Origin of the sequence: Paenibacillus oryzisoli (assembly GCF_050467285.1) — a bacterium.
In the GTDB taxonomy this organism is placed as follows: Bacteria; Bacillota; Bacilli; order Paenibacillales; family NBRC-103111; genus Paenibacillus_E; species Paenibacillus_E oryzisoli_A.
Window position 1 is genome coordinate 25,722 of sequence record NZ_JBCMUN010000004.1, and the last position, 25,814, is coordinate 51,535.

The 25,814-nt window shown below is 52.0% G+C and carries 29 protein-coding genes; 4 read left to right on the forward strand and 25 right to left on the reverse strand.

Annotation, left to right across the window (positions count from 1 at the left end; all coding sequences use genetic code 11):
* Positions 1-141 precede the first annotated feature (141 nt).
* The gene (locus tag ABE504_RS04740; protein WP_430085211.1) at positions 142-1,743 is read right to left on the reverse strand and encodes a copper amine oxidase N-terminal domain-containing protein; all 1,602 of its coding nucleotides are present in this window, start codon (positions 1,741-1,743) and stop codon (positions 142-144) included.
* A gap of 287 nt (positions 1,744-2,030) precedes the next feature.
* On the opposite strand from ABE504_RS04740, the gene ABE504_RS04745 reads away from it, so the two are divergent.
* Positions 2,031-2,549 carry a CBO0543 family protein gene (locus tag ABE504_RS04745; protein WP_430085213.1) on the forward strand — a complete coding sequence of 173 codons (519 nt, stop codon included), beginning with the start codon at positions 2,031-2,033 and terminating at the stop codon, positions 2,547-2,549.
* Positions 2,550-2,582: 33 nt separating this feature from the next.
* Here the strand turns inward: ABE504_RS04745 and ABE504_RS04750 are convergent, their stop codons facing one another.
* Together ABE504_RS04750 and ABE504_RS04755 are read right to left on the reverse strand one after the other, a co-directional pair.
* Positions 2,583-4,289 (reverse strand): AAA family ATPase, encoded by a 1,707-nt coding sequence (locus tag ABE504_RS04750; RefSeq protein WP_430085216.1) that lies wholly within the window; start codon positions 4,287-4,289, stop codon positions 2,583-2,585.
* 80 nt (positions 4,290-4,369) lie between these two features.
* On the reverse strand, positions 4,370-4,660 hold the full coding sequence (locus tag ABE504_RS04755) for a hypothetical protein (protein ID WP_126142308.1): 291 nt from the start codon (positions 4,658-4,660) through the stop codon (positions 4,370-4,372).
* A 213-nt stretch (positions 4,661-4,873) separates the two neighbouring features.
* On the opposite strand from ABE504_RS04755, the gene ABE504_RS04760 reads away from it, so the two are divergent.
* Positions 4,874-5,050 carry a hypothetical protein gene (locus ABE504_RS04760; RefSeq protein ID WP_430085219.1) on the forward strand — a complete coding sequence of 59 codons (177 nt, stop codon included), beginning with the start codon at positions 4,874-4,876 and terminating at the stop codon, positions 5,048-5,050.
* Between the two features lie 61 nt (positions 5,051-5,111).
* On the opposite strand, the gene ABE504_RS04765 is transcribed toward ABE504_RS04760, so the two are convergent.
* Positions 5,112-5,390 carry a hypothetical protein gene (locus ABE504_RS04765; RefSeq protein ID WP_430085222.1) on the reverse strand — a complete coding sequence of 93 codons (279 nt, stop codon included), beginning with the start codon at positions 5,388-5,390 and terminating at the stop codon, positions 5,112-5,114.
* Positions 5,391-5,627: 237 nt separating this feature from the next.
* Between ABE504_RS04765 and ABE504_RS04770 the strand changes: the two genes are divergently transcribed.
* Positions 5,628-6,674, forward strand: a complete 1,047-nt coding sequence (locus ABE504_RS04770; protein WP_430085224.1) for a polysaccharide deacetylase family protein — start codon at positions 5,628-5,630, stop codon at positions 6,672-6,674.
* Positions 6,675-6,731: 57 nt separating this feature from the next.
* Here ABE504_RS04770 and ABE504_RS04775 read toward each other — a convergent pair whose 3' ends face one another.
* The 14 genes from ABE504_RS04775 to ABE504_RS04840 all read right to left on the reverse strand — a co-directional run bounded on the left by ABE504_RS04775 (position 6,732) and on the right by ABE504_RS04840 (position 19,062).
* Positions 6,732-7,190, reverse strand: a complete 459-nt coding sequence (locus ABE504_RS04775; RefSeq protein ID WP_430085728.1) for a Fur family transcriptional regulator — start codon at positions 7,188-7,190, stop codon at positions 6,732-6,734.
* A 66-nt stretch (positions 7,191-7,256) separates the two neighbouring features.
* Complete coding sequence (locus tag ABE504_RS04780) at positions 7,257-8,267, reverse strand: CobW family GTP-binding protein (RefSeq protein ID WP_430085227.1); 1,011 nt, start codon at positions 8,265-8,267, stop codon at positions 7,257-7,259.
* A gap of 54 nt (positions 8,268-8,321) precedes the next feature.
* The gene (locus ABE504_RS04785) at positions 8,322-8,879 is read right to left on the reverse strand and encodes a hypothetical protein (protein ID WP_430085230.1); all 558 of its coding nucleotides are present in this window, start codon (positions 8,877-8,879) and stop codon (positions 8,322-8,324) included.
* Positions 8,842-10,044, reverse strand: coding sequence for a metallophosphoesterase (locus ABE504_RS04790; RefSeq protein WP_430085233.1), 1,203 nt, complete (start codon positions 10,042-10,044; stop codon positions 8,842-8,844). The genes ABE504_RS04785 and ABE504_RS04790 overlap by 38 nt, the downstream gene beginning before the upstream one ends.
* A gap of 37 nt (positions 10,045-10,081) precedes the next feature.
* Positions 10,082-10,762 carry an SOS response-associated peptidase gene (locus tag ABE504_RS04795; protein ID WP_430085236.1) on the reverse strand — a complete coding sequence of 227 codons (681 nt, stop codon included), beginning with the start codon at positions 10,760-10,762 and terminating at the stop codon, positions 10,082-10,084.
* A 126-nt stretch (positions 10,763-10,888) separates the two neighbouring features.
* A complete protein-coding gene (locus tag ABE504_RS04800; protein WP_430085239.1) occupies positions 10,889-11,371 on the reverse strand; it encodes a hypothetical protein in 483 nt (160 codons plus the stop codon).
* Positions 11,368-12,633: a DNA polymerase IV gene (locus tag ABE504_RS04805; protein ID WP_430085731.1), complete on the reverse strand. Its 1,266-nt coding sequence runs from the start codon at positions 12,631-12,633 to the stop codon at positions 11,368-11,370. Before ABE504_RS04805 ends, ABE504_RS04800 begins: the two co-directional genes overlap by 4 nt.
* A 2-nt stretch (positions 12,634-12,635) precedes the next feature.
* The gene (locus ABE504_RS04810; RefSeq protein WP_430085242.1) at positions 12,636-13,004 is read right to left on the reverse strand and encodes a hypothetical protein; all 369 of its coding nucleotides are present in this window, start codon (positions 13,002-13,004) and stop codon (positions 12,636-12,638) included.
* 208 nt (positions 13,005-13,212) lie between these two features.
* Positions 13,213-13,500, reverse strand: a complete 288-nt coding sequence (locus tag ABE504_RS04815) for a stage VI sporulation protein F (RefSeq protein WP_126142316.1) — start codon at positions 13,498-13,500, stop codon at positions 13,213-13,215.
* A gap of 72 nt (positions 13,501-13,572) precedes the next feature.
* Positions 13,573-13,839 carry a DUF1294 domain-containing protein gene (locus tag ABE504_RS04820; RefSeq protein ID WP_430085245.1) on the reverse strand — a complete coding sequence of 89 codons (267 nt, stop codon included), beginning with the start codon at positions 13,837-13,839 and terminating at the stop codon, positions 13,573-13,575.
* Positions 13,840-13,966: 127 nt separating this feature from the next.
* Positions 13,967-16,012, reverse strand: a complete 2,046-nt coding sequence (gene recG, locus ABE504_RS04825) for an ATP-dependent DNA helicase RecG (RefSeq protein WP_430085248.1) — start codon at positions 16,010-16,012, stop codon at positions 13,967-13,969.
* Between the two features lie 3 nt (positions 16,013-16,015).
* On the reverse strand, positions 16,016-16,876 hold the full coding sequence (locus ABE504_RS04830) for a DegV family protein (RefSeq protein WP_430085251.1): 861 nt from the start codon (positions 16,874-16,876) through the stop codon (positions 16,016-16,018).
* 54 nt (positions 16,877-16,930) lie between these two features.
* Complete coding sequence (locus tag ABE504_RS04835; protein WP_430085254.1) at positions 16,931-18,673, reverse strand: DAK2 domain-containing protein; 1,743 nt, start codon at positions 18,671-18,673, stop codon at positions 16,931-16,933.
* Between the two features lie 29 nt (positions 18,674-18,702).
* The gene (locus ABE504_RS04840; RefSeq protein WP_430085257.1) at positions 18,703-19,062 is read right to left on the reverse strand and encodes an Asp23/Gls24 family envelope stress response protein; all 360 of its coding nucleotides are present in this window, start codon (positions 19,060-19,062) and stop codon (positions 18,703-18,705) included.
* Positions 19,063-19,306: 244 nt separating this feature from the next.
* Between ABE504_RS04840 and rpmB the strand changes: the two genes are divergently transcribed.
* Entirely contained in the window at positions 19,307-19,495 is a 189-nt protein-coding gene (rpmB, locus tag ABE504_RS04845) for a 50S ribosomal protein L28 (RefSeq protein WP_126142322.1), read from the forward strand.
* A gap of 99 nt (positions 19,496-19,594) precedes the next feature.
* On the opposite strand, the gene spoVM is transcribed toward rpmB, so the two are convergent.
* From spoVM to rlmN, 7 genes are all read right to left on the reverse strand, one after another.
* Positions 19,595-19,675 (reverse strand): stage V sporulation protein SpoVM, encoded by an 81-nt coding sequence (gene spoVM / locus ABE504_RS04850; RefSeq protein WP_014652194.1) that lies wholly within the window; start codon positions 19,673-19,675, stop codon positions 19,595-19,597.
* A 220-nt stretch (positions 19,676-19,895) separates the two neighbouring features.
* Positions 19,896-20,153 (reverse strand): hypothetical protein, encoded by a 258-nt coding sequence (locus ABE504_RS04855; RefSeq protein ID WP_430085260.1) that lies wholly within the window; start codon positions 20,151-20,153, stop codon positions 19,896-19,898.
* A gap of 15 nt (positions 20,154-20,168) precedes the next feature.
* Positions 20,169-20,819: a ribulose-phosphate 3-epimerase gene (rpe, locus tag ABE504_RS04860; RefSeq protein ID WP_430085263.1), complete on the reverse strand. Its 651-nt coding sequence runs from the start codon at positions 20,817-20,819 to the stop codon at positions 20,169-20,171.
* A gap of 4 nt (positions 20,820-20,823) precedes the next feature.
* Positions 20,824-21,753: a ribosome small subunit-dependent GTPase A gene (gene rsgA, locus ABE504_RS04865; RefSeq protein WP_430085266.1), complete on the reverse strand. Its 930-nt coding sequence runs from the start codon at positions 21,751-21,753 to the stop codon at positions 20,824-20,826.
* Positions 21,753-23,870 (reverse strand): Stk1 family PASTA domain-containing Ser/Thr kinase, encoded by a 2,118-nt coding sequence (gene pknB, locus ABE504_RS04870; protein ID WP_430085269.1) that lies wholly within the window; start codon positions 23,868-23,870, stop codon positions 21,753-21,755. Before pknB ends, rsgA begins: the two co-directional genes overlap by 1 nt.
* Positions 23,867-24,631 (reverse strand): Stp1/IreP family PP2C-type Ser/Thr phosphatase, encoded by a 765-nt coding sequence (locus ABE504_RS04875; RefSeq protein WP_430085272.1) that lies wholly within the window; start codon positions 24,629-24,631, stop codon positions 23,867-23,869. Before ABE504_RS04875 ends, pknB begins: the two co-directional genes overlap by 4 nt.
* A gap of 12 nt (positions 24,632-24,643) precedes the next feature.
* Positions 24,644-25,714 (reverse strand): 23S rRNA (adenine(2503)-C(2))-methyltransferase RlmN, encoded by a 1,071-nt coding sequence (gene rlmN, locus ABE504_RS04880; protein WP_430085275.1) that lies wholly within the window; start codon positions 25,712-25,714, stop codon positions 24,644-24,646.
* Positions 25,715-25,814 lie beyond the last annotated feature (100 nt).

The window sequence follows — 25,814 nt, forward strand, 5'->3', positions numbered from 1 at the left end:
AAGTCGTTTTTGTGACTTCATTTTACAGGAAAAATCAGGAATGTGGAAGTTTAAAAGAAACAGACCGCCCCTTTTCACAAAGGCTGGCGGTCTATTCTCATTCAACCCTATTCAAGCAACCGCCCCTAAAACGGCCAGCCGCTACTCCCGCGTAACACGAACACTATGGGTACTCTCGTCGAACTCCACCTTGCCGCCCAACTGCTCGGCGATGAAGCGAAGCGGCACGAACGTCACACCGTTCTTCAAAATCGCCGGGCTGTCCAAACGGACATCAGCGCCATTTACCTTTGCCGTGCTCGCATCCAACGTCAGCACAACTTTCTTCTCGCTCAGCGCGTCGTTGATCGTAATCTGACTAGCGTCTGCATCCCATGCTACTTCAGCACCCAGTTGTTCAGCTAGGTATCGTGCCGATACCATCGCCACGCCAGAGTCGTCAATGAAAGGATGGCTGGAGTCCCAAGGATAGTAGACTTCTCCTTCTTGATTCAGAATCAACATAATATCCTTCTTCGCAACTTTAAGATCGTTCCGCAACAGCTTGTACAGCGCCGAATCCTTCTTAACCGAACTCAGCAGGCCAGTTGCATTGCCGCCCGACAAGTCCTTTAATTCAATGGTTCCACCAGAAACATCAATCGTTTCCGCCTTTACCGGCTTGTTGATATTCCAAATTTCGCTGGTATACGCCAGTTTCACGGCGCTGACACCGGAGCTCTCATCCACAATCGGCAGAGAGAGATCGGCATGTATTTTACGAATCTGTTTGTCTTGATCCATATACAAATCTGCTTGTAGCACTGTCTGATCACTTAGCAAAGCTTTCATTTGGGGCTCTGAAACCGCAGAGACCGAGTTCGCCATCGTCTCATCCCAATTGTCGAGCTGCGTCTTCACGAGTTGCTGAAGCGTTGTATACAAGAATTCAACCGCCAGGTTCTTATTATCCATATAAGCCGTCATGAGGTCGTTGTATTCGGAAGGTGCCTCGCTGTCCTTCGACGCGGCTTTCATCGATTCCTTGATCACCGGCATCAGAATGTCGTAAAGTTGACCCAGCAAATCTTTCAACCCTTTTTCATCTGCCACCATATTGGTCAAAAAGCCTTTAACCAGCGGAAGAAGCTCGCTTCCCTTGATTTCAATATGCGCTTTCTTCAGCGAAAGCGTTTCGTTATTTACAGTGTCCGTCACAGATGATACAGAAATATGCTCAGGGTTTGGAAGGTTGGCAATAATAAATTTCATTACAACTGGAATGAGGTCATTCATTTTGCTCATGAGTTCTTTTTGCAAAGCCGTTGTCTCGGCAGCAGGTAATGCAGCAGCGCCTCCCGCGCTATTCATGAGATCAAATGAAAACGGCTTCTTAGCTCCCTCCACTTGCAGCGTCAAGTTTGTACCGCTCATCGCCACTTGAAAAGGGATCGTGCCTCGACCGTACGTCAGAGCGCCATCAACGAACATGTGCTGCTTATCCTGCACGTTCACGCTGCGGAATTCCAGCTTGGCATGATTCAGCGTATCGAAGGCTTGCTTAGCTTCTGGGGATAAGCCACTCGTATTGCCAGGAACAAGCTCCAGTTCAAGCGAACTTTTGGACGAAGCGGACTGCAGTGTCGCATTGTTTAATAGCGCCTGTACGATGTCGAGGCCTTGAATCGTTTGACAGCCCGTGAGCACCATCAACATGGCCGCCATCATGGCGGAGAGCCACCAAGTCATTTTCTTTCTTGCCATCTACGAATCTACTCCTTAATCATGGATTGACTAGTATATATTACTAGACATGATAGATTATACGTGAAAATGGAGAAAAAGATGCGGAAATCCCATAAAAAGTTGAAAATACTGGAATTGAAGCTCAAGTTTCAGTTGAGAGAACCTATTCGGATGCAGCGCTTATTTTTGGATAACCCATGATTTTTGGGGTATAACTTAATACAGAAGTCTCAAAGTTGTCCATCGATGAGGACGTTGTGATCATTCCTTATCATCATCACCGCTAAATGTGGAGGCTGCTTTTCATGCTCTTGGAACGAACTGTACTCGTGATCTGCTGGACCTTCGCCATCTTGCTGCTTCGCTTTACGATACCGCAAGGCAAAGGCCGTGACGCCATACTGGTTTTTTTATTCAAACAACTTATGACTTGGATATTTGGCATTCTGGTTGTACAGTTTGGCCTGATCACTTATCCTGTTCGAGAATTTCCGAATGCCACGAATACAAGCTTCTCGTTCGAATATTTCATTTATCCGGCCACGTGTGTTGCGTTCGTACTCCATTTTCCCGAAGAGAAAAGCCGGCTTCACAAAATCGGCTGGTACCTCTTTTTCCCGACTTGGATGACGATCTTGGAGGTCATTATTCAAAAATATACGGCCCTCATTGACTACATTCACTGGTCCTGGTTTTGGACGTGGATTACGCTGCTGATCACGTTCTCCATCTCACACCGTTTCTACCTATGGTATACGAAACATGGCAGTGTCACCACGGGCCGCTATGCCTCGCAGAGTCCCCATAAAAAATCAAAGGGCTGAACAGATCACCGTCTGTTCAACCCTTTTTGACTCTTATACGTCTCCGAATCCCAAAACTTCCTTACCAGCCGATAGTTGCGGCGGCTTTACTTCACGCGCTTCTGGCCGGTTCTGGCTATATAGACGGAAGTAAATTTGCTCGATTTCCTCGCCGGTCAAATCACCGCGACCAAGTAGTTCTTCCGCAATCGCGTGAACAAAGTCGGAATGCTTCGTAACAAGCTTTTTTACTTCGCTCATTTGATGCTTGAGCAATTCGTTGATTTGAGGACGTAGCGCCTTTAATCCTTCCGATTTGGAGCCGAAGGCAAGCCAACTGAACAGCTCGTCGCCCATCCCGACCATCCCGATGTACGCACCGGCAATTTCGGTAGCATGCTGCAGATCGGAGGTGACGCCATTTAATTTTTTCCCTAAAAATAGTTCTTCTACAGCACGCGCCGCAAGGCATACTTGAATTTCTGCCAGCATTTCGCTGTCGCTTCGGTTGTAGCGCTCGTGCGTAGGCTTGGTTGCTGCCAGCCCTAGCGCGCCGCCGCGGCGGATAATCGTCACTTTCCATACGCGGTCATGCGGCTTGAGCAAATATTGCGCCACGGCATGGCCGGCTTCGTGATAAGCGACATTGCGCTTCTCGTCATCCCGCATGGAGCGCAGCGGCTGCTTCAGCCCCCACTCATATGTTTCCATCGCCGCGCGGAAGTCTTCGTAGCTGGCGACCTGGCCGCCTCGCTGATGCGCAATGACAAGGGATTCATTCACAATATGCTTAATTTGCGCAGGACTGTAGCCTACGGTGTCAAGCGCGGCTTTTTCAGCTGTCAAGGACGCGTCGGTCCGCACTTTGCGCAAATAATATTGGAAGACGTCCACACGGCCGTCATAATCCGGCGTATCCACCCAGAGCTGTCTGTCGAAGCGGCCGGGTCTGAGCAAAGCTTGATCAAGCACATCAGGCAGGTTGGTCGCGGCAACCGTCAACACCGCAGGGCGTTCCGCTTTTTTGCGTCGAAGCCCCAAGGAACGAAGCAGTTTGGCGATTTTGGAATTATCGATATTCGGAGGATCCATCTGCAGCAGCAGCTCGTTAAGAAGCCCGGTGCCGCCGCCCATCCCCATCATGCCGCCCATTGCGCCCATACCGCCTCCGCCTGCACGGCTCATCCCGATCGCATCGATCTCATCGATAAAAATGATACACGCCCCGTACACTTTCGCCAGCTTCCGGGATTTCCGGTACAGCCCCATAACCTTCATGTTCCCTACGCCAAAAAACATGTTTTGAAAGCTCGGCGCTGAGGCATAAGCGAACGGGACTTGCGCTTCGTTGGCGATAACCTGTGCTAGGTAGGATTTCCCTGTACCCGGAGGTCCGCAAAGTAGTAAGCCGCGGATTGCTTCACCGCCCATTTCTTTAAATTCCTTCACGCCTTTAAGCAGCGTAACAATCCGCTTGGCGTTCTCAACAATCTCGGGATTGCCTCGATAATCGTCCCACGTAGCCCCGGTTTCCCCGGGCAGGATCCAGTATGTTCGTCCTCTGGCCAGGAACCAGAACAGCGCGACGAACTGAATGATCATGAACATCATCGCGAAGAGCAGTTGCAACGCTAGACTGGCAAGCGTTAAAGCGACGTTCCAGGCCGTTGGTCCGCCTTGCCACAACAGTCCACCGATGATCGCGAGGAAAACGAGCCATAGGATGAATTTTCGCCACTTGATCCACTGATATCTCCTCATGGCCACACACTTCCTTTAGTCAGTTTATTTTATTCTATGAAAACATCCGGCCCTCCATGAAGGAAGGCCGCCATATTATTTTAATTGAATTTTTTGATAATGTCTCGAACAAACTTAAAAATTACTGCTATTCCGGCTATAAAGAAGAATACGACCAACGTCCATTTCGTCGGGTCGGCCGGAACAAAGGATACAATGATGTCCAGCGGCAAGATATAGTAGAGGACATCTTTCAAATAATCGAGCACGAACGTAAGATCGAAAGCTCCTTTCCAAAAAGATTGGAAAAAAGCGATTAGGAAGTCAACCATCATCAATCCAAAGATTCCCCAAAGCGTGTAGAGCATCCAATCTGCGAGGGTAACCGCCATTTGTCATCACCACCTTGCTACATACTATGCTAGGCCTAGTGACATGTGATGACCCTAACGATTACAACTGCGTTACATTCATGTAAGGGGTTTCGTCGTATAAATCATATTTCAACGTTCGCTTGAAGATTCCTTCTTGGATGTGGTATGATTTTAACGAACATATATTCCCATAATTTCACAACCTCATCAGTCAGAAAAGAAGGTAGCTGCATGAACGACAAACCAGTGTTTGAGCATTTGCGCGATAAGTATGCGGATGAAGACCGGGCCAAGCTTCTGATGCTGCAATTACGCACGTTGATGGAACAGAAGAAAAAGAAGAAATGGTATCACAAGTTCAAATCTTCACCGAAGACGAAGCCCGTCTCCTGGCAGGATCCTTCTTAACTGCTTTCAAAAAAGGCCCTTCCTGCAGACTGCCTGCGGGAAAAGCCTTCCTTTCAATAGATTATCCGTTTCTTCTCTTCCGGGAATAATACAGGACACCGAAATAGTGTGCGCCCGTAAACAAGGTCAGCAGACCGAAGAACAGCAGAAAGCCCCCTTGACGGTCGCGGAAAAACAACTGTACGACAAAAAGCGCGAGTGAAATCTCGCTCCATAGCAGCGTTCTTTTTTTCAATTGGGTCAAATCGGCTGTCGATTTGCTAATTTTTCGAAGATTCATGTACGTAAGCCCCGCGAGGACGATGACGCCAACAATTATGACAAGAATATAGCCTGACATGCGACTCCCCCTGTTCCGATATTGCAAATCTTTTTTTCTTACAGATACTATCTATTAAGATACATGGAAGCGCGGCGGATGTCCATTGAAATTGGCATCGATCCTCTTGTAGCTTACGGCTACTCTTTGAAAATAACTTCCAACACCTACAACCTTATATTTCCGCTTTTCGATCTGGATAAGAGCCCTCTTCCTGACAAAACCTAGAGCATATTCATAATGCTCGGAGGGATTGCTATGGTCAAGCAGCTTTGGTTCATTGCCGCCAGTTGTCTGCTCATGTCAGGCTGCGGCGTTTCAAGTTCACAACCTTTTCAAGACCAGGGATCGTCCCAGCCGTCATTCCCGCCTGTCCAGGATGTCGTTATTCAGTCAACACGCAGCAAGCTCGCCGATGACATCCCACCTTCCACAGCTATGCAACAATCCCAAGTGGTGACGCCTGCGCCTCGGTCTGTGGCAACACCGGCAGCAACTTTACCGCCTCCCCCAACGCCGACGCCTGTGCCGAAGGTCAGCATGCAGCCGAAGGCCAGTACGAAGCGCACCGCACAAGCAGGCGAATCTGCCAAGCGGCCTTCCGTGCCCGTACAGAAAAACCAGGGCCAAGCTCGGATTCAGAAAAAGCTTACGCTCTCTCAGCTTGTCGCTAAATATCCGGATACATTCAAGCTCCGCGGCTCCGGCCTGGAGAAGAAGATCGCGCTCACCTTTGATGATGGCCCTGACACACGATTCACGCCGAAAGTGTTGGATGTGCTGAAATCGCATCAGGTCAAAGCGACGTTCTTTGTCCTCGGTTCCCTCGCAAATACGCACCCGGATGTGATTAAACGGATTGCGCATGAAGGCCACGTCATCGGCAATCATTCTTTCAGCCATGCCAATTTGCCGAAGCTGTCCGTCAATCAATTTCAAAATCAAATCGTCCATACGGAGAACGTTTTGCAAGGCTTAATCGGCTATGCCCCGAAGCTGGTACGGCCTCCTTATGGCGCTATTAACGAAGATCAAGTACGATGGATTGCGGACCATCACTACTTGATCGTGAACTGGAATGTGGATTCACTGGATTGGAAATCGCTGAGCGCAGCCCAGGTGCTGCAGAACATTCTTCATCAGACGCGCCCTGGCTCCATCATCCTTCAGCATTCGGGAGGAGCCGAATCACAGGATTTATCAGGGACGGTTCAAGCCTTGAGTCCGCTCATTACGAAGCTGAAAGCTGCGGGTTATACCTTTGTAACGGTACCTGAGCTGCTACATGTGGAGAAAAGCAAATGAAACGGCACGCCGCCCTTTTTATGAAAAAAAGTCATGGAAACAAAGTTCCATGACTTTTCACGCTTCGGTTGGTTTACCCGCTTGCAGTGCCTTGCATTCTGCACACGTGCCAAAAATTTCAAACCGGTGGCTTTGAATTTCAAAGCTCTCCGGCAAGTCTTTTACCAGCTTCATCGGGCAAAATTCAAACGTAACAGTCTTCTCGCAGCTGACACAAATCATGTGATGGTGATGGTGCGACAAGCAGCTCGCCTTAAATTTCAACCCGTCCGCCAAATGAAACTGCTCTAGAACCCCCATCTCGCTAAGCAAGCGAAGGTTTCGGTAAACCGTATCAAAGCTAACGCCAGGATATTTAGCCTTCATATATTCATAAACGTCTTTCGGCGATAAATAACCGCCCGATTCCGCAAATAGCGTCGCCAAGCTCCTGCGCTGCTCTGTAATTCGCCATCCTTGCCTCGACATGGCTGCCAGCATTTCATCAATCGTATGCGTATGCGTACCCACTTGCATTACCCCTGTCTTCAAGTTGTTCTCTTCTTATAGTGCAGCAAATGGGCCTCTCACGTCAAGTCGAGACTACTTCACCGCTGGCTTATCCGACATGGCCTCCAGCTTAAGCAATTCTTCGCGCACCGCATCCTGCGAGAAATTCTCGCCAATGAACACCGCGACATCCGGCACTTCGCCCTGGGGGGTAATTTTTATAAAATCCATTTCACGGTAGGCGAACTGGAAGAGAAAACGACTCGCCGTATCCGTAAAGCTCAGAATGCCTTTCGCGCGGTAGACTTCTTGCGGAAGCCGGCTGACGAATTGTTCAAAGGCTTCGCTATCCACCGCCCGCTCAAAAAAGTGCGTGTACGCCATCACATGGCGATGTGAATGATGGTGATGCGCCTCGTGGCTGTGCTCGTGATGATGCTCGCTATGCGCATGGTCACCGGTCTCGGCGCGCGTCGGCCCACCAGCTTCTACGTCCCGTAGTCCTTCCAGCAGCTCCATATCCACACGTGAGAACACCGTGCTTTGCACGTCCGCATGGGGATTCCATGTCTGCACCAGTTCAGCAACCTCCTGCATCGACGCGGTTTCGAGCAGATCGGTTTTGTTCAGAAGCAGCAGGTTTGCGCAGCGGATCTGCTCCTGCATAAGGCGGAACGTTTTGCCGCGGCTTGTCCGGCTGAGCTCCAGAAGATGCGGCGCATCCACGACTGTAATAATGCCTGATAACGCCAATGGGAAGATCAAGGAAGCATCCGTCACTTCATCGATAATTTCCATCGGATTGGCAATACCCGTTGATTCCACAAAAATAAGATCAGGCTGTTCATCAGTAATGAGTTCTTTCAGCGCAAGTCCCAAGTCTCCCCTGCTTGAGCAACAGATACAGCCTCCAAGTAGCTCCGACATGGGCACTTCGTTTTTAATCAACTGACCGTCCAGGTTGACTTCGCCGATCTCGTTCATAATCACGGCTGGCTTACGCCCCGCTTCCGTATAATAATCGATGGCTTGTGTTAGAAACGTCGTTTTCCCGCTCCCTAGGAACCCGGATAATACATAAACCTCAACTCGCTTGTTCGTCAACTCACTTACCTCCACGATGATGATTCATTATGTGCGGCAGTACTACTGCCGTTCCTACTCTTGCCCACTCTCCGCCACTTCAAACTTCGCGGCAAAAATCGGCCACTTGCCGACGACGCTGACCACAAACGGGAACAACTTGGCCCACAGCAAGCTATTCACGGGATCGACCGGCTTGAGCGGCAGCGCAAGTCGATCGTACAAGATCCTGACCGCTTCATGGACTAACCGGAGCGCCATATCCGCCGGATCTGTGCCTTCTTCGTGCACCGCTTCAAACTGCGGCAAGTAATGCAGCCGAATCGGCTCCGATAGCTGATGCGCGGACAACGCTTCCGAAGCCATGACCGTCCCCATCCCCTTGCTGACCTGCTGCGCAATGTTCGTTTCAAACGCCGTTGGAATACAATAAATTTCCAGCGCCAACGCAGCCAGATAAATCTCACGAATCAGCTCATCTTCCTTGGCTTCCGTCAGCACCGGCTCCGACAAATAGGCCGTCATCACAGGCTTCAAGGTATCCCACCCATTTTCAATACTGCGCATCGTGGCTTGCATCATGCCCGCAGCCAGTTCAACGGGGGTAATTTGCTTCTTGCCCATCTCTTGCATCAAGTACTCTCCCTTTCTCTATCTCATTCGTAAAATGCAGGGTCAACGCAATCCATTCTGAACGACTGCCAAATCGAATCGGCGGCCCCCAGGTGCCGAATCCCGAAGAAACGATGGCATGGAGATTGCCTTTGCGCAAATAGCCCCAATCCAATTCAAACAATCTTCTCGTAATCAAATGGTTCGGCGCCATTTGTCCCCGGTGGGTATGCCCGGACAGCATGACATCCGCGCCAGCCTCCGCCGCCTTATCCAGATGATACGGCTGATGATCCAAGACAATGACCGGCTGCGTCAAATCGACATCCGCCATCAATGAAGCAAGCGGCTTGCGCCCCCCAGCGAACTGTTCTGCCGCTTTGTCCTTGCGGCCGACAAGATACAGCCGCTCCGCCAGATGAACCACTTCATCCATCAGAACGCGGACGCCGATTTGTTCCATTTGTTCCACGTAGGCTTGGATATGCCCGCCGATATACTCGTGATTGCCCAGAACGGCGTACACGCCAAGCGGCGCTTGCAGCCCCCTCATCGTCTCTCCCATCCGGTTGCGGATAAAAGGGTGAATACTGTCGTCAATGACGTCGCCCGGCAGTACAATCAAGTCCGGCTTCATCGCGTTCACGCCCGAGACAAGCTTGCGCAGATGACGATTCCCAACCGTCAAGCCCAAATGAAGATCGGAGGCGACGGCAATCCGCAGCTCCTTCCATTCGCCCGCCTCCTTAGGAATCGTAAGGTCGTATCGGCGTACGACCGGTGTTCTCGCATTGTAGGTGCCCCTTGCCAAAATAAGCGCCATAGCCGCAAGATTCACCCAGCCAAGGACGGGAATGTAGCTCTGCGGCGAAACGGAAGCAAGCCGGCAGATGCCGATTGCGACATCCGTCACCAGCAGCAGCAGCAAGCCGTATTCCATAAAGGCAAACCAATACGCTCCGATTATTTTGAGCGGCTGCGTAATTCCCTTCGGCAGTACGCGCCCTCCGAACGCAGCGATTATATAAGATAGCGCAACGATCCAGAATACGATCCAGTACAGGAGCGAAGGGAAGTCTTCGCCAAACCAGTACGACAGCAGCGCGTGCACATGCCAACCGATATAAGCATTAAGGCCAATGGTAATCGCAATGACAATGATAAAAAAAGGCAATCTGTTTCTCATAAGCGAATGTTCCCTTCTCCGCTTTCCATTCTAAACGCTACAACAAGAAGCTGATCTGCTCAATGCACTGCTCATCATCATTGCGTACATTTCCTACCCGTGTGGATACGGGATATGCCGTCATCAGCTCCGACGGATACGGCCTAAGCAGTGAGCGAAGCTGGCGGACATCCGTTAGTCCCCGATCCAGCCAGGCAGCCTCCGCCTCTTGCGGCAAAATAACGGGCATGCGATCATGAATCCCTTGCACCACTTCGTTGGCTTCCGTAGTAATTACTGTACAAGTAGAAATACGCGTGCCGTCCGGCGACGTCCACGTTTCATACAAGCCAGCCATGCTGAATAACTCTCGGCTCCGCAGCATAATGCGCATGGGCTGCTTGTGTTTACCCTCCCCTTGCCACTCGTAGAATGAATCCGCCGGAATAATACAGCGTTTGCGTTCAAACGGCTTTCGAAATGCCGGTTTATCCGCAAGCGTTTCCGAACGCGCATTCACCATCTGATAGCTCACCTTAGGATCGGACGCCCACTCCGGAATCAGCCCCCATTTCAGCTGCCCTAGTCGATTGCGCTTTCCATCATGAATGACGGCCATAACTGACTGCCCAGGCGCTATATTGTACCTTGGGCCATAATCGCCCTGATACAGCCCGTCCACATCATAGCGCAGCATGAGTTCCTCCAGCGTTACGATAATCGTATAGCGTCCGCACATGCGCTTGCTTCCTTTCTCGACCTCAGTTATGTCTCGCCCTCTCACTCTCTTACCATTATGAAAAAAAGTAAGCCCTGCGTCAATTCGAATAGCCGAAAGACGCGTCTTTCGGCTGGAGCGTCGCCGCTAAGCACTCGGCGTTTTCCTAGTTTCTGTTTGCCCGACAATATTCTTCATATAGCTTTTAAGTCGAGTGCTGATCTCTGAGCGCATGACATCACGCGTCATCCCAAACCGATCCTCATATCCTCGGCATAGAAACCGGTGGTACACAATGACATCCGCCTGCTCGTCACTAACCAGTTTAATGCTGCGACTCGTCAATTCTCGCCGAAGGTTATAGATGTCCTGGCTAATTTGATTCATAAGTATCTGTCCAATGGCTAAATAAAGCTGTCTTAATACGTTATGACTATGTTCAATGTCATCCATGCTCTTCTGTACAATCGTCAGCATATGCGGCAGCAAGATGTAATCTCGAATCATGCTCAGCTCTTCCGAAGTAGGGCGAGACGCCTTTCTCAGATCATGCCGTTGTTCATACTGCTCTTGATGTTCTGTGAGCAGCATCTTCGATTTCCACCGCTCGTTACCGTCAAGTTTACTCATTTGTAATGTCCTCCGATCTGTTCAGAACGTTCTCGCGCTACCCCGGTCGGTAGTAAAGAAGATGCTCGCATAATTGCAATACTGCCGAACCGATCCTTGATTTCATCGGCAGCCTTTTCCAAGCTGTACGCTTTTACCCGATCCTCGAATAAAGTAAGTTGATACGCATCATCATCGACCAACTGCGTAAGCGAAATGTGCAAGTGGCTCACCGCGAGGCCGCTCCAATGCTTCCTAAATAAGCTAAGCGCTGCCGCCGCTACTTCATGAGAAAGAGACGTTGGCTGCGGAAGCGTCATCTGTCTGTGAAAACTGGTGGACTTGATGCCATCCGTCTCTGCAGCCCCGACGGTCACAACGTTCCCCATATAACCATGTCTTCTGCTGCGGCGGCACACTTCCACAACTAACTCTAGCAGCACCACCTCGATATCCTCGCGCTTACGGTACAGACTGCTTCGCATCGCTTTGCCGTGGCTCACAGATTTCAACTTGCTGCGAATACTAGGCACAACAGGACTGGGATCGATGCCGCGCGCCGTCTGCCAGTAATATTCAGCCTGAATATCGCTCTGCTTGCCCATTTCCCATCGCATGCGCCGCTTAAATTCAGCCAGCTCCAATTTCCCAATGTCACCAATCGTATGCAAGCCCATTCTGGTAAAATGACGCGTCATTCTGGACGCCACCATGAACATGCGATGAACAGGCAGCCGCCACAACGTATCTTCGATATTGTCAAAATTCAACCTGAATAGGCCATCCGGCCGTTCCTTGGAAAAATTATCCGTAGCCATCTTCGCCAAAATCTTGGTAGGACCAATGCCGCAACGAGTCCAGACTCCCGTCGACAACAGAATGCGCGTTTGCAATTGCCGCGCAATGTCTTCTGCCGTGCCGAAGCAGGCCAGAGAACCCGTCACATCCAGAAATTGCTCATCGATGCTGTATGGCTCAACAAGATCCGTAAACGATTCAAAGATTTCCGTAATAAATAGCGATATCGCAATATAGGTTTGCATCCGCGGACGAATGACTTGCAAATCAGGGCATTTGGCTAACGCCTGGCCAATCCGTTCGGCTGTCGTTACACCGCGGGACTTGGCAATTGGGCAAGCTGCAAGAATAATGCCAGACTTGCGTTCCGGATCTCCGACAGCCACGGGCAGCTCTTTCAGCTCAGGATGAGCAGCTTTTTCAATGGAAGCATAGAAAGATTGACCGTCGATCAAAAAAATCGTGCGTTCCCCACTTTTTCCCATGCTCACCCCAATCCCCCCCGCATATTCATCAATGTCGTCATCAACTCTGCTTTGACCAGACTGCGGAGCATCGTAAAATGGTGGATATAACCGCGAACCTTATACTCCACATGAATACCCAACGCATTCGTTTCCGTATGAATCACCCTGATGTCCAGCTGCCTCATTCGATTCTTCAGCCTGTTCAGCTCCGGATAGATCGATTTCTCGACCTCACGCAAGTAGTACAGCAGATGATGGTATACGATCTTATCCTTATAAACATTAAGCTCCTCCATGTCCCTCGCCAGCATATCCAGTAAAATCGGCAATAACGTGTACTCCTTAATGATTTGAACATCTTCTTCTGCCTCAATTCTTGAACCGTTCATGTTCTCACCACCAAATACGAACATATATTCGTTATTATTATATACCGAACACGTATTCGCTATGCAAGTGGTTTTCTAAAATTTTAACAAGGGTAAAAAATGCCAAAAAGCGAACAACAAAAAACACCACCCCTGAGCTCTCGCAGCAGAACGTGGCATTTTCGCTTGTTCATGTGTCATGTTCATGTTTCCTGTAGTCCGACGTCCGTTAACGGAACATCGACCACAATTTGATTAAATGAAACGTATTCGCAGGATCAATCTTTTGCGCAAGAATAAAGGTGACAATCTGATTCGTCTGCATACCGCTGAGCTTTTCCCCGAGAATACCCGCAGCAAGCCCCACCAGACGCGTCACCTTCGTCGCATTCTGCAAATCGGCCTTCGTCACGCCCTGGAGCAGCATTTTGATGCGTTCCTTGATCTCCGGATTTTTTAGCTTAAACTTCACACGCTCTACGAGCGCAGGATCGATGCCGTATTGCTGGTAACTCATGCCTGCACCTCCCATCGTCATGCTCTATCCTATGAGCGAGAGGGCGCAAACTTGCCTTATGCGTCGCAGAGCTTACATATACATCGCGATCACAATTACCACAATACAATTGAACGCCACGAGCAGCGGCATCCCCACGACAAAAGACGTATGCTTCGTCTTATGCCGAAACACCTTCATCCCGAGCCAACCGCCAATCGCGCCGCCCAAGGCCGCAAACCAGAACAACCGCTTCTCCGGCACACGGCGTTCGCCTTTTTTGGCTTGTCCTTTGTCATAGCCCATTTCTACAAACGTTATAATATTCATAATGCAGAGATATACGAGAAAAAGCGTCACAACCGCACACCTCCGTTCCCCATAATCAAGCTTTTCCTTATCTCTATCTTAAAAGGGAACCGGACACCGGTCAATGTCTCCGAAGCTAGGCGTGTCTGAAAACCCGCTCAGGGGCATTCAGACACACCTAATCCAGCACCTCGCTGTCAAAAATATGCGCCCGCTCCAGATAAGCCCGCAGCGGCATGTACGCAGCGCCCGTCCAGAACGTCGAGTCGCCGACCAGTTCGGCCGCGTCGTCCCGCGCCTGCTCCATGATCTCGAAATCCGCCACCATATCGGCGATGCGGAACTCCGGCAGCCCGCTCTGCTTCGTGCCGAAAAAATCGCCCGGCCCCCGCAGCTCCAAGTCGCGCCGGGCAATCTCGAAGCCGTCGGTCGTCTCCGTCATCGCCTTCATGCGCTCCTTGCCGACCTCCGTCTTCGGATCAGCGATCAGCACGCAATAGGACTGGTGCTCGCCCCGTCCGACCCGACCGCGCAATTGATGCAGCTGCGACAGACCGAAGCGGTCAGCGTCATAAATGACCATTAGCGTCGCGTTCGGCACGTCGACGCCGACCTCAATAACCGTCGTGGACACGAGCGTCGCCATACGGCCTTCCTTGAATTCATGCATGATCGCATCCTTCTCCGCAGCGCTCATGCGCCCATGCAGCAGGCCGATCTTCATGTCCGGAAAATGCTGCTGCAGCTGAATATGCACGTCAATCGCATTCTGCACATCCAGCTTCTCCGACTCTTCGATCAGCGGACAAATGACATACGCCTGCCGGCCTGCGGCCACCTCGCGCTGAATAAAGCCCAGCACGCGCTCCAGCAGCCCATGCGCCACCGCGTACGTCTTGATCGGCTTGCGGCCCTTCGGCAGCTCGCGCAGCGTCGAGACGTCCATATCGCCGAACGCGGTGATCGCCAGCGTGCGCGGGATCGGCGTCGCCGTCATCGTCAGCACGTCGGGGTTCATCCCTTTGCGCCGCAGAATGCTGCGCTGGTTAACCCCGAAGCGGTGCTGCTCATCCGTCACGACCAACCCTAATTGGCGGAAGTACACATCTTCCTGAATGAGCGCATGCGTGCCCACAAGCACGTCGATGAGCCCCATCTGCAAGGACGCCAGCAAGTCCCTGCGCTGGCGGTCTGTCGAGCTGCCCGTCAGCAGCGCCACCTGCAGCCCATAGGGCTCGAACATTCGGCTCAGAGAACGCATATGCTGCTCAGCCAGAATCTCCGTCGGCACCATCAACGCGCCCTGGTAGCCGGCCTTCACGGTCGCGTACAGGCCGATGGCCGCGACCACGGTCTTCCCTGCGCCGACATCGCCCTGCAGCAGCCGGTTCATGGCGTACGGCTCCTGCATGTCGTGCAGGATCTCGCTGACCACCTTCTTCTGCGACTCCGTCAGCTGGAAGGGCAAGGCGCGCACGAACGCGCGGACGGCAGGCAGGTCCACCTGCTGCTTCACCCCATCCGCCTTGCTCCGCGTCACAGCGCGGTAAGCCTGCAGCTTGAGCTGGAACAGGAACAGCTCCTCGTACACCATCCGCTGGCGCGCCTGCTTGCCTTCCTCCACGCCGCTCGGCGTATGAATGAGCGCAAGCGCCTTGCTCCGCGGCAGAAACCCATACTTGCCGGTGATGCCCGCAGGCAGCACCTCCGGGATCATGGCGCTGTACTGCGTCAGCGCCTGCGCAATCACCTTGCGCATCCATTTCTGCGTCATCGAGGCGGTGACCGAGTACACCGGCTGAATCGTGCCGGTATTCGACCCCGCTTGTCCCGGGAACTCGGAGTCCGACACACTCATCTGCCGACGCCGCGCATCCCATTTGCCGGTCAACACGATCTCCTGCTGCGGACGCAAGCGGTCCTTCAGAAAATGACGGTTAAACCAGACCGCAGTCAGCAAGAACGAATCGACCATCACCTTGCAGGAGAGACGCGACTTGCCGCTGTAACGCTGCAGCACGGGCTCCCCGATAATCGTTCCCTGCACCGTTACCCGATCTCCATCCTTGACGCTTGCCAGATCGCGCACCGTGTAATCTTCATAACGAAACGGCACATACTCGAGTAAATCCATAACCGTAAAAATGCCCATGCTGTTGAGCTCAACTGCTTTTTGAGCGCCAACACCATGGACTTCGCGAACCTGACATTGATGTAAATCCATTAGCTACACCGTACCGACGAAAGCTGCGATGGTCCCCGGGCCGGCATGCGCCCCAATCACAGGTCCAAGCGTAATGTAGTTCACCTGCGCCACCGCAAAACGCTGCACGATCGCCTCGCGCAGCACCTCCGCGCCTTCCACATTATTCGCATGCGCGATATGCAGCGTACGGATCGGCTTGTCGCCCAAATCCGCAGCCAACAGCTCAAGAATGCGTGCGATCGCTTTCTTGTGACCGCGCACTTTATCGACAGACATGACTTCTCCCGTACGATCCAGGGACAGAATCGGCTTAATATTAAGTAAAGAACCAAGAAGTGCCGAAGCTTTGCCGATTCTGCCGCCCTTTTGCAAAAATTCCAACGTATCCACAAGGAAGTAGATCGCATAATTCTCCCGAATCGTCTCGATCCGCTTCAAAATCTCATCAACCGACTGCCCCTCCCGGGCACCTTCCGCCGCCGCCACAACGAGTGCACCGATCCCGTAGGACGCCGAGCAAGAATCCACGACGTGAACTCTTCCCGCTTGATCGCCTTCGAGCATCGAAGCGGCAAGCGCAGCTGTACGCTGCGTACCGCTTAGCACAGAGGCCAAATGAATCGAAATGACTTCCGTATCCGGCTCGCTCAGCAGCTCCTGATAGAACGCCAGGAATTCGCCCGGAGACGGTGTCGAGGTCGTCGGGAAGTAAGCGGAAGTCGTCAGCTTGGCGTAGAAATCCTCCGATTTCAGCGTCACCGCATCCAGAAACTGCTCCTCGCCAAAATTGATTTTCAGCGGAACCATCGTGATGCCCAGCGCTTCTCTAATCTCCGACGGGATGTCGGCCGTACTGTCCGTCACAATACGAATATGGGTCAACGGAATCCCTCCTCCATTTTGACACGTGAACCGGGCATTCGCGGCAAGCACGAACTACTCGACTGAAATCAGATACGCATACAGCGGCTGTCCGCCGGGATGAAGCTCGATTTCGATTTCGGGATACAGCGTTTGAATGAACGCTTCCAGCTCTTCGGTCTCTTCTTCCTTCGCATCTTCCCCTGTCAAAAGCGTCACAATCTCGCTGCCTTCATCAATCATGTCTTCCAACAGCTTCTTGCAGGCGCCAACCAGACTTGTCTCCGATGACACAATGCGTCCGTCCTGAATCCCGATAAAATGCCCCTCTTTAATCGCAATGCCGTCCATATTCGTATCGCGCACCGCATACGTCACTTGTCCCGATTTCACGCGGCGGAGCGACTCCTGCATCGCAGCCGTGTTCGTCTCGGCATCCGCTTTTTCCTGGAACGCGAGAATCGCGGCCAATCCTTGCGGAATCGACTTGGACGGAATGACAACGATCTTTTTGTTATCTACAAGCTCAGCAGCCTGCTGCGCAGCTAGAATAATGTTCGAATTGTTCGGCAGCACATAAATCGTCTCCGCGTCGATGCTTTGCACGGCCTTGACAACGTCTTCTGTGCTCGGATTCATCGTCTGTCCGCCGGACAGCACAACGTCTACGCCAACGCTGGTTAATATATCTGTGATGCCGGCCCCCATGGCCACCGCCACAAAGCCATACGGCTTCGCAGGCGTTGTCACGGCAACGACGGGTTCCTCCACAATCGAGTATTCCGGATTCGCCGCAGCGTCTTCCAGAATATGCGTATGCTGGTCGCGCATATTTTCGATTTTGATCCGGCTCAGCGCCCCGAATTTCATCGCATGGTTCATGACCTCACCAGGATATTCGGCATGAATATGCACCTTCACAAGCTCGTCGTCCGCCACCACAAGCAGCGAATCGCCCAACTTGCTGAGCTGTTCCCTGAATTGGCTTTCGCTAAATACAAGCCCCTTTACCTTGCCGGGTTCAATCGTGAGCATAAATTCCGTACAGTAGCCAAATTCAATATCTTCCGTAGCGAGATGCGCTTGCGCAGGCATATGCTCGTGCACTTCCCTCGTCAAGTTCAAAGCCGGAACGACCGAAACGGCCGCTAAGTTCGTATCCATCGTGGCAAAATCTTCATCCACCGGCGCCACCGCTCCGCCGCTGAGTCCTGTCACAAAGCCCTCATAGACGCAGACCAGGCCTTGTCCACCCGCATCAACGACACCGACCTGCTTGAGCACAGCAAGCTGCTCAGGCGTTCTGGCGAGCGCTTCCTTCGCTTTCGTGAGCACTTCCCGCAGCAAATCCAGCACGTCCGCGCTTCTGCGGAACTGTGTCGCATGCTTCGCCGCTTCTTTGGAGACCGTCAGGATCGTGCCCTCCACCGGCTTCACAACCGCCTTGTAGGCCGTCTCCACGCCTTGCTGAAGCGCAGCCGCAAACTGCTGGCTGTTAATCTGTTCAAACTCGTGCACGTATTTTGCAAACCCGCGAAACAGTTGGGATAAAATAACCCCTGAATTGCCTCTTGCGCCCATGAGGAGCCCTTTGGACAAGGCGTCAGCAGCTTTTCCAATATGAGAGGATGGCTTCTTTTTCAGTTCCTCACATCCTGCAGTGAGTGTTAAATTCATGTTGGTGCCAGTATCTCCGTCGGGGACAGGGAATACGTTCAGTCCATTCACCTTGTCGACATTTCTGCGAAGGTTGTCTGCTCCCGCCAAGACCATGGCAATGAAGTCATTTCCGTTTATTGAAATAAAGCGCTTACTCAAAGTGATTCCCCTTCCTAATTATCGGGCTATTATTTAGCTACGCGAACGCCTTGAACAAAAATGTTCACATCGTCCACCTGCAGACCTACAACTTCGTTAAGAATATATTTGACTTTCGTCTGGACATTCCCTGCCACGACGGATATTTTCGTTCCGTAGCTGACAATAATATAAAGATCAATCTCCAGTCGTCCGTTCTCTCTGCGAACCTCGACGCCGCGGCTTAAATTGTCTCTGCCGAGCAGCTCGGCGATGCCGTCCTTCAATTGCTTGCGTGTGGCCATGCCAACAAGTCCGTAGCAATCCAGCGCAGCCGATCCCGCGAGCGTCGAAACGACTTCATCGGTAATAAATACTTTTCCCAACTCGGTTGTGAGTTCAATCGGCATTATGTAACAACTCCTTCAAATTTCCAAGACTATACTTCATTGTACTATACCACACTTTATAAATAAACGGCAAAAGTGCACGCATTTCGTTGACTAGGCCGCTTTGGCTATGATATTATGTTTAAGTGTGTTTTTGCAGATAGAAAGATCATGCAAGAAAGTATGCGATGTTGAGAATACTGATATGTCAAGCTTAGGCTTGCCACCCAGGCTTCTTTGTATACTGCCGAAGGAGGTGTCAAACATGTCCCGCAAATGTTTCATTACAGGTAAAAGTCCGAAAACAGGTAATCACGTGTCCCACGCTAACAATAAAAACAAGCGTACTTGGGGAGTTAACGTTCAAAAGGTTCGCATCCTCGTTGATGGTAAACCAAAACGGGTTTACGTAAGTGCTCGTGCGTTGAAATCCGGTAAAGTGGCTCGCGTTTAATCGGCCGCGGATACTTAACTTACTTATGCAAATGACAAAAAGCACCGTTCCGGTGCTTTTTTTGCATTCCTGGGGAGAATGACGCGTATGTGTACTTGCTTAGTTTTTACTGAACGTATTAAGTACGGCTTTCACGAAACCTCCCAGAAACTTCGGCAGCTTGATCGTGTAGAATTTCATTCTCTACCCCTCCTTCGAGTTATCGTCAGTCCGCAATGCACGATGCAAACGCGGCTGACTTCGTGAGCAAAGGCCCTACCTGCGTCCAGGACTGCTCCTTCCACATCATTACAACAGTGTATGCCCGGAGCGTAGAAATAGTGCTTCTATTTTTACTTTCTCCCAACTTTCAACTGCTCCAGAAAGCAAAAAAAGCTACAAGAGCTTTTCGCTCTTGTAACTATAGGTATGCGGTGAACTCGCCGGATATGCCCGCCCGATAGAGCGCGTAGATCAGATTAAAGACAAAGTAGAAAAAGACCGCAATCACAAAAAACCAAATCCGATAACGCAACTCCTCGAACTGTCGGAAGAAACGAATCCCCAGAAACAGCGCGCCGAGCGAGAACACATATTTAAACATATCCTGAATGTTGGAAAACAAGGTTAACAGGATGGCGCAAGCCAAGCTGTATGCCAGCAGCCAGACGATTCTCACGTGTCGTTCCTCCTCTTAGCCGCGGATGCGGCGAATCGCGTCAGCGCGATCCGATTGCCCATAAATAGCGTTGCCCGCAACGAGAACATCCGCGCCGGCTTCCACCACCTGACGGGCTGTCACTTCATTAATGCCCCCGTCGACCTCGATGTGCAGATCGGTGAGTCCCTTGGCGTTAGCCAGCTCGCGCAGCGCGCGGATTTTGTTCAGCATGCCCGGGATGAAGGCTTGTCCGCCAAACCCCGGATTGACGGTCATAATCAGCACCAGATCCAGCTGCTCGTCCAGCACGTGCTCCAGTGTAGAAATCGGCGTTGCCGGATTCAGCACAACCCCGGCTTTGACGCCCTGCTGCTTAATCAGCCCCAGTGTCCTGTGCAAATGCGTGCAAGCTTCGACGTGAACGGAAATCAAATCCGCCCCCGCCTTAGCAAAATCTGGAATGTACCGATCCGGCTCCTCAATCATCAAATGTACGTCAAGTGTAAGCTGCGTTACAGGGCGAATCGCCTCCAGAACAAGAGGGCCGATCGTAATATTCGGTACAAAATGACCATCCATGACATCGACATGAATCCAGTCAGCGCCGCCGCGCTCCACATCTTGAATCTCATCCCCGAGCCTTGCGAAATTGGCCGATAAAATCGACGGTGCCACATAAACCATTCGTCTAGTACCTCCTCTTCCGATCCTTAATTTCAGCTAAAAACAATAAATAATGCTCGTACCGCGAAGCCGCAATCGTGCCGTCCGCCGCAGCATCCCGCACCTTGCAATCCGGTTCGTGCAAATGCAGGCAGCCCCGGAACCGGCAGCCCTCGGCAATGTCGGCAAACTCGCGGAAGCAGGCGCCCAGCCCGTCGGCCTCGACTTCCATGAAATCGAGCTGGCTGAAGCCCGGCGTATCCGCCACAAGCCCGCCGCCTTCCAGTGGAAGCAGCTCAACGTGACGCGTCGTATGCTTGCCGCGGCCCAGCCGCTGCGAGATCTCGTTCGTCTCGAGGTCGATGCCCGCGATCATTTTATTCAGCAGCGACGATTTGCCGACGCCGGATTGACCGGCGAACACGGAGATCGTCCCTTCCAGGTGATGCAGAATCGCTTCCACACCGACGCCCATCCGCGACGATGTTCTGACGACCGGATACCCGATCGCTTCGTACAGCGCTGTAATGCGGTCAAGTTCGCTCATCGTCATCTCTTTCGGGAGCGCACCTCCACCGCCCTCCAGCAGCAGATCGCTTTTGGTAAAGCACAGCACCACATCAATGCCCGTATGCTCGATATGAACAAGGAACTTGTCGAGCAGTTGCAGATTCAGCACCGGCTCCGTCACGGAGAAGACGAGCACGACAATGTTCACGTTTGCAATCGGGGGCCTGATCAGTTCGGAAGTACGGGGAAGAATCTCCGTAACGGTTCCTTCCCCATTTTCCGTTTCTTCATACATCACGCGATCCCCGACGAGGGGCGTGATCTTTTTATTCTTGAACACGCCTCTTCCCCGGCAGGTAACGGTATTCCCTTCTTCAAGCGCGGCGCCCTCCGGCAGCACATAGTAGTAACCGCTGAGCGCTTTTACAATCGATCCTTGCGGCATTAATTCGTTCCTCCAGCAGGCGGTTTCGAAGCGGTTCCGCCGGTCTGACCTTGCCCGCCGGCAGCTCCGCCCACGGGAATCGCCGGTCCGTTATTTTGCCCCTTCGGCGTGGATGAGGCGGATGGCGGCGGCGAAGTCGCCTTGCCATTCTTCTGATCCAAATAATCCTGGTACGTGCGTGTGATCGAATTCACCAGCGTATCGCCTTCTTTGATCAAAATAACGGCTTTCTTCTCTGGAGAAACGATGACCTTCACATCAAGATTTTGCGGCTTCGATACCTTTTCTGTTTTGTATTCGAAATTATCGTATTGCGCATCGCTCACAATGATTTTAAATTCGGAATCTTTGCCGTCTGTCGTTGGCTTCACCGGAATACTGACCGTCATCTGACCGGCGTCGTCCGGCAGGCCGTCGCTGATCACCAGCGAAATTTCCGCACCGGCCGACACATCCTGATCCTTCGTATACGGGAACTGCGTAATGACTTTGCCTTTGGCCACTTTATAGCTTTTCTCGCGGGTAATGCCATTCGCAGCCAGCTTCAGATTCGACTTCGTAATCTGCGCTTTCGCTTCGGCCTCCGTCAGGTTCGTCAAGTCCGGCATTTTGAACGTTTCCTTCGCTTTGCTCACCGTAAAGGCAATCGCGGCTTTGTCCAGCTCAAACTCATCGCCCGCAAGCGGGGACTGCTTGAGAATGATATCCGGCGTATTGTCGGACGTCTCCTGGGTAATCGTTATTTGCTCATCTTTGATACCAAGCGCCTGAAGCTTGAGCTTTACATCCTTGAGCGATTGCCCTGCGTAATTGTCCATCTTAATCTTCTTCACGCCTTTGCTGACCGTCAGCGTCACCTTTGTGCCAACGTTGAGCCGCAGACCTTTCGGATTTTGCTGGATGACAATGTCCTTGTCAAGCTTGCTGTCTTCGTCATACTCTACCGTATAGCCAAGATGGGCCGCAGTTAATTGCGCCTGCGCCTCCGTCAGCGGCTTATTCTCAACGTTCGGCACTTCCACCGTTTCGATCGCGAACATGTTTTTCACGACGCCGACCATGTACCACATGAAGCCAAGTACGATCAGCAAAATGACGATCCAGACGACCGGTTTAATCCAGCCTTTCTTTTTCGCAGGAGCGGGCTCGTCCCGCCATACCGGCTTCTCCGGCTCCTCGTCTTCATCGTCCGGCGTGTAGGACGCGATCTGATCTGCGCGAATCGCCGGCATGACCAGCGTACGCTCCTCGTCCATGCCGTCCGAATCCCAGAACGCGATCTTCGCCTCGTTGCGGCGTTCCGGATTGAGGCACGTATCCAAGTCCAGCATCATCGATTTGGCGGACTGGTAGCGTTCCTCCGGCTTTTTGCGCATCGCCTTGAGAATAATGTTTTCCACGCTCTGCGGAATGAGCGGATTCACCTTGCGCGGCTCCTCCACATCCTCCTGCAAATGCTTGAGCGCAACGGAAATCGGGCTTTCGCCGAGAAACGGCAGCCGCGCGGTCAGCATTTGATACATCACAATACCGAGCGAATACAGGTCGGACTTTTCCCCGGTATTCGTGCCTTTGGCATGCTCCGGCGAGAAATAATGCACAGACCCGACTACAGAGCCCGTCTGTGTAATCGTCGAAGACGTTGCCGCGCGGGCGATCCCGAAATCCGTCACCTTAACGCGCCCATTTTTGCCGATGAGAATATTGTGCGGCTTGATGTCGCGGTGAATAATCTCATTGTGATGCGCATGATCGAGCGCGTCCGCAATTTGCGAAGCGTAGTGCACCGCATCCTCGACTTGCAGCGGCGCTTTTTCTTTAATCAAATCGTTCAGCGTTTTGCCTTCAATATATTCCATCACGATGTAATGGACATCGTCTTCCTGCCCCACGTCATAAATACTGACGACGTTCGGATGGGACAGCGACGCGGCAGCTTGCGCTTCCCTGCGGAAGCGGCGAATGAACTCCTCGTCGTGCACGTACTGCTGGCGCAGCACCTTGACCGCTACCTTGCGGTTAAGCAGCAAATCGTGGCCTTTGTACACCAAGGCCATGCCGCCTCCGCCAATGCGTTCCAATATTTCATAGCGGCCTCCAAGCTTTCTACCGATCAATGCCCATCACCCCTTTTGTCGTCCGAATGTTGATCATGAGCCAGCAGCACGACCGTCACATTATCGTCGCCGCCCTCGTGAAGCGCGCGCGCAATCAGTTGATCCGCCGCATCCTCCAGTTTATCGTGGCTATTCACGATACGTACAATGTCTGCAGCGTCCACAAGCCCGCTCAGGCCGTCCGTACAAATCAATACCGTATCGCCCTGGCGCCAGCCGTACTCATACAAATCCACTTCTACGGTCGGCTCCGTGCCGAGCGCGCGCGTAATCCAGTTGCGCCGCGGATGATGATCGGCTTCCTCCAGCGTCAGTTGTCCATTCTTCACCAGCTCATACACCAAGGAATGGTCTTCCGTCAGCTGCGTAATCGTTTCGCCAGAGAGCTTATAGGCGCGGCTGTCGCCGATGTGCCCGATAATCAACAGCTCTTCCGACGCAATAATCGTCACAACCGTCGTACCCATGCCATGGTATTTATCCTGTCCGGAAGCAAACGCATAAATCTCTTCATTGGCTTTCTCAATCGCTTCTTTGAGCAGTTGCTTGCACGTCTCCACCGGCATTCCCCAATGGATGGACTGCAGCTGTGCGCTTATGCGGTCCACCGCCATTTGACTGGCAATATCGCCAGCCTGATGCCCGCCCATGCCGTCGGCGACAATCGCCAAAGACAGCCCATTCAGCTCGTGCTGGATGGCGGCGCGGTCCTCATTGACTTGACGGACTTTACCAATATCGGTTCGACTTACCATCTTCATCCGGCTCTCACCTCATTTACTGCTCTCCATATGCTTCGCTCGCAGCTGCCCGCAGGCGGCCGCAATGTCGCTTCCTTGCTCACGGCGTATGGTCGCATTGATTTTGCCCTTCTCCAGAATGCGTTGGAACGTAAAGATATCGTCCCTCGGCGTCCGTTTGAAATCACGCTCAGCAACAAAGTTGACAGGAATCAGATTGACATGGCTAAGCGGCATTTCCTTCAGCACCTGCGCAAGCTCCTCAGCATGCTCCGGCTGATCGTTGACTTCCCCCATCAAGGCATACTCGAAAGTAATCCGGCGGCCGGTTTTGGCAATGTAATATTTACACGCTTCGATCAAATCCACAAATGGGAATCTGCGGTTGACCGGCATCAGCTTCGAGCGCAGCGCATCGTTCGGTGCGTGAATGGAAATCGCGAGGTTTACCTGCAAATTCTCATCGGCAAACTTGTAAATATTCGGCACGATGCCGCTCGTCGACACCGTAATATGGCGCTGACCGATGTTCAGCCCTTTCGGGTGAATCATGATCCGCAAAAAGTTCATCGTCGACTCGTAATTCTCGAACGGCTCGCCAATCCCCATGATGACGATGGATGAAATGCGCTCATTCGTCTCGTCGAGCAGCTTCTGCGCTTTCACGACCTGCGCGACGATTTCGCCCGGCCGTAAATCCCGCTTCAAACCACCCAGCGTAGACGCACAGAACGTGCAGCCCACCCGGCAGCCGACCTGCGTCGTGACGCAGATGCTGTTGCCGTAGTTATGCTTCATAACGACCGTTTCGATCGCATTCTTATCTTCAAGCTCAAAAAGAAACTTGACCGTACCATCCTGCGACTGATACTTCGTAATCTCGGACAGCGTCACGAAGTCGAACTGCGCCTTCAGCTTGTCGCGAAGCGTTTTGGACAAATTCGACATGTCGTCGAAATTGAACACGCGCTTCACATACAGCCAGTCCCAGATTTGACCCGCGCGAAAGCCGGGCTCGCCGTTCGCTTTCACCCAATCCTGCCACTGATCCCAGTTAAGATCGTATACAAAAGGTTTCTCTTTCTCAAAAGGCTTCAAACTCACATTTATCACAACCTGTATTTATTTCGTCTATTTTCAAGGCAATCTTATGTATTTTAACACAAAGGCGAGCCGAACACACGTCCTTAGGCGACTTTCAGAA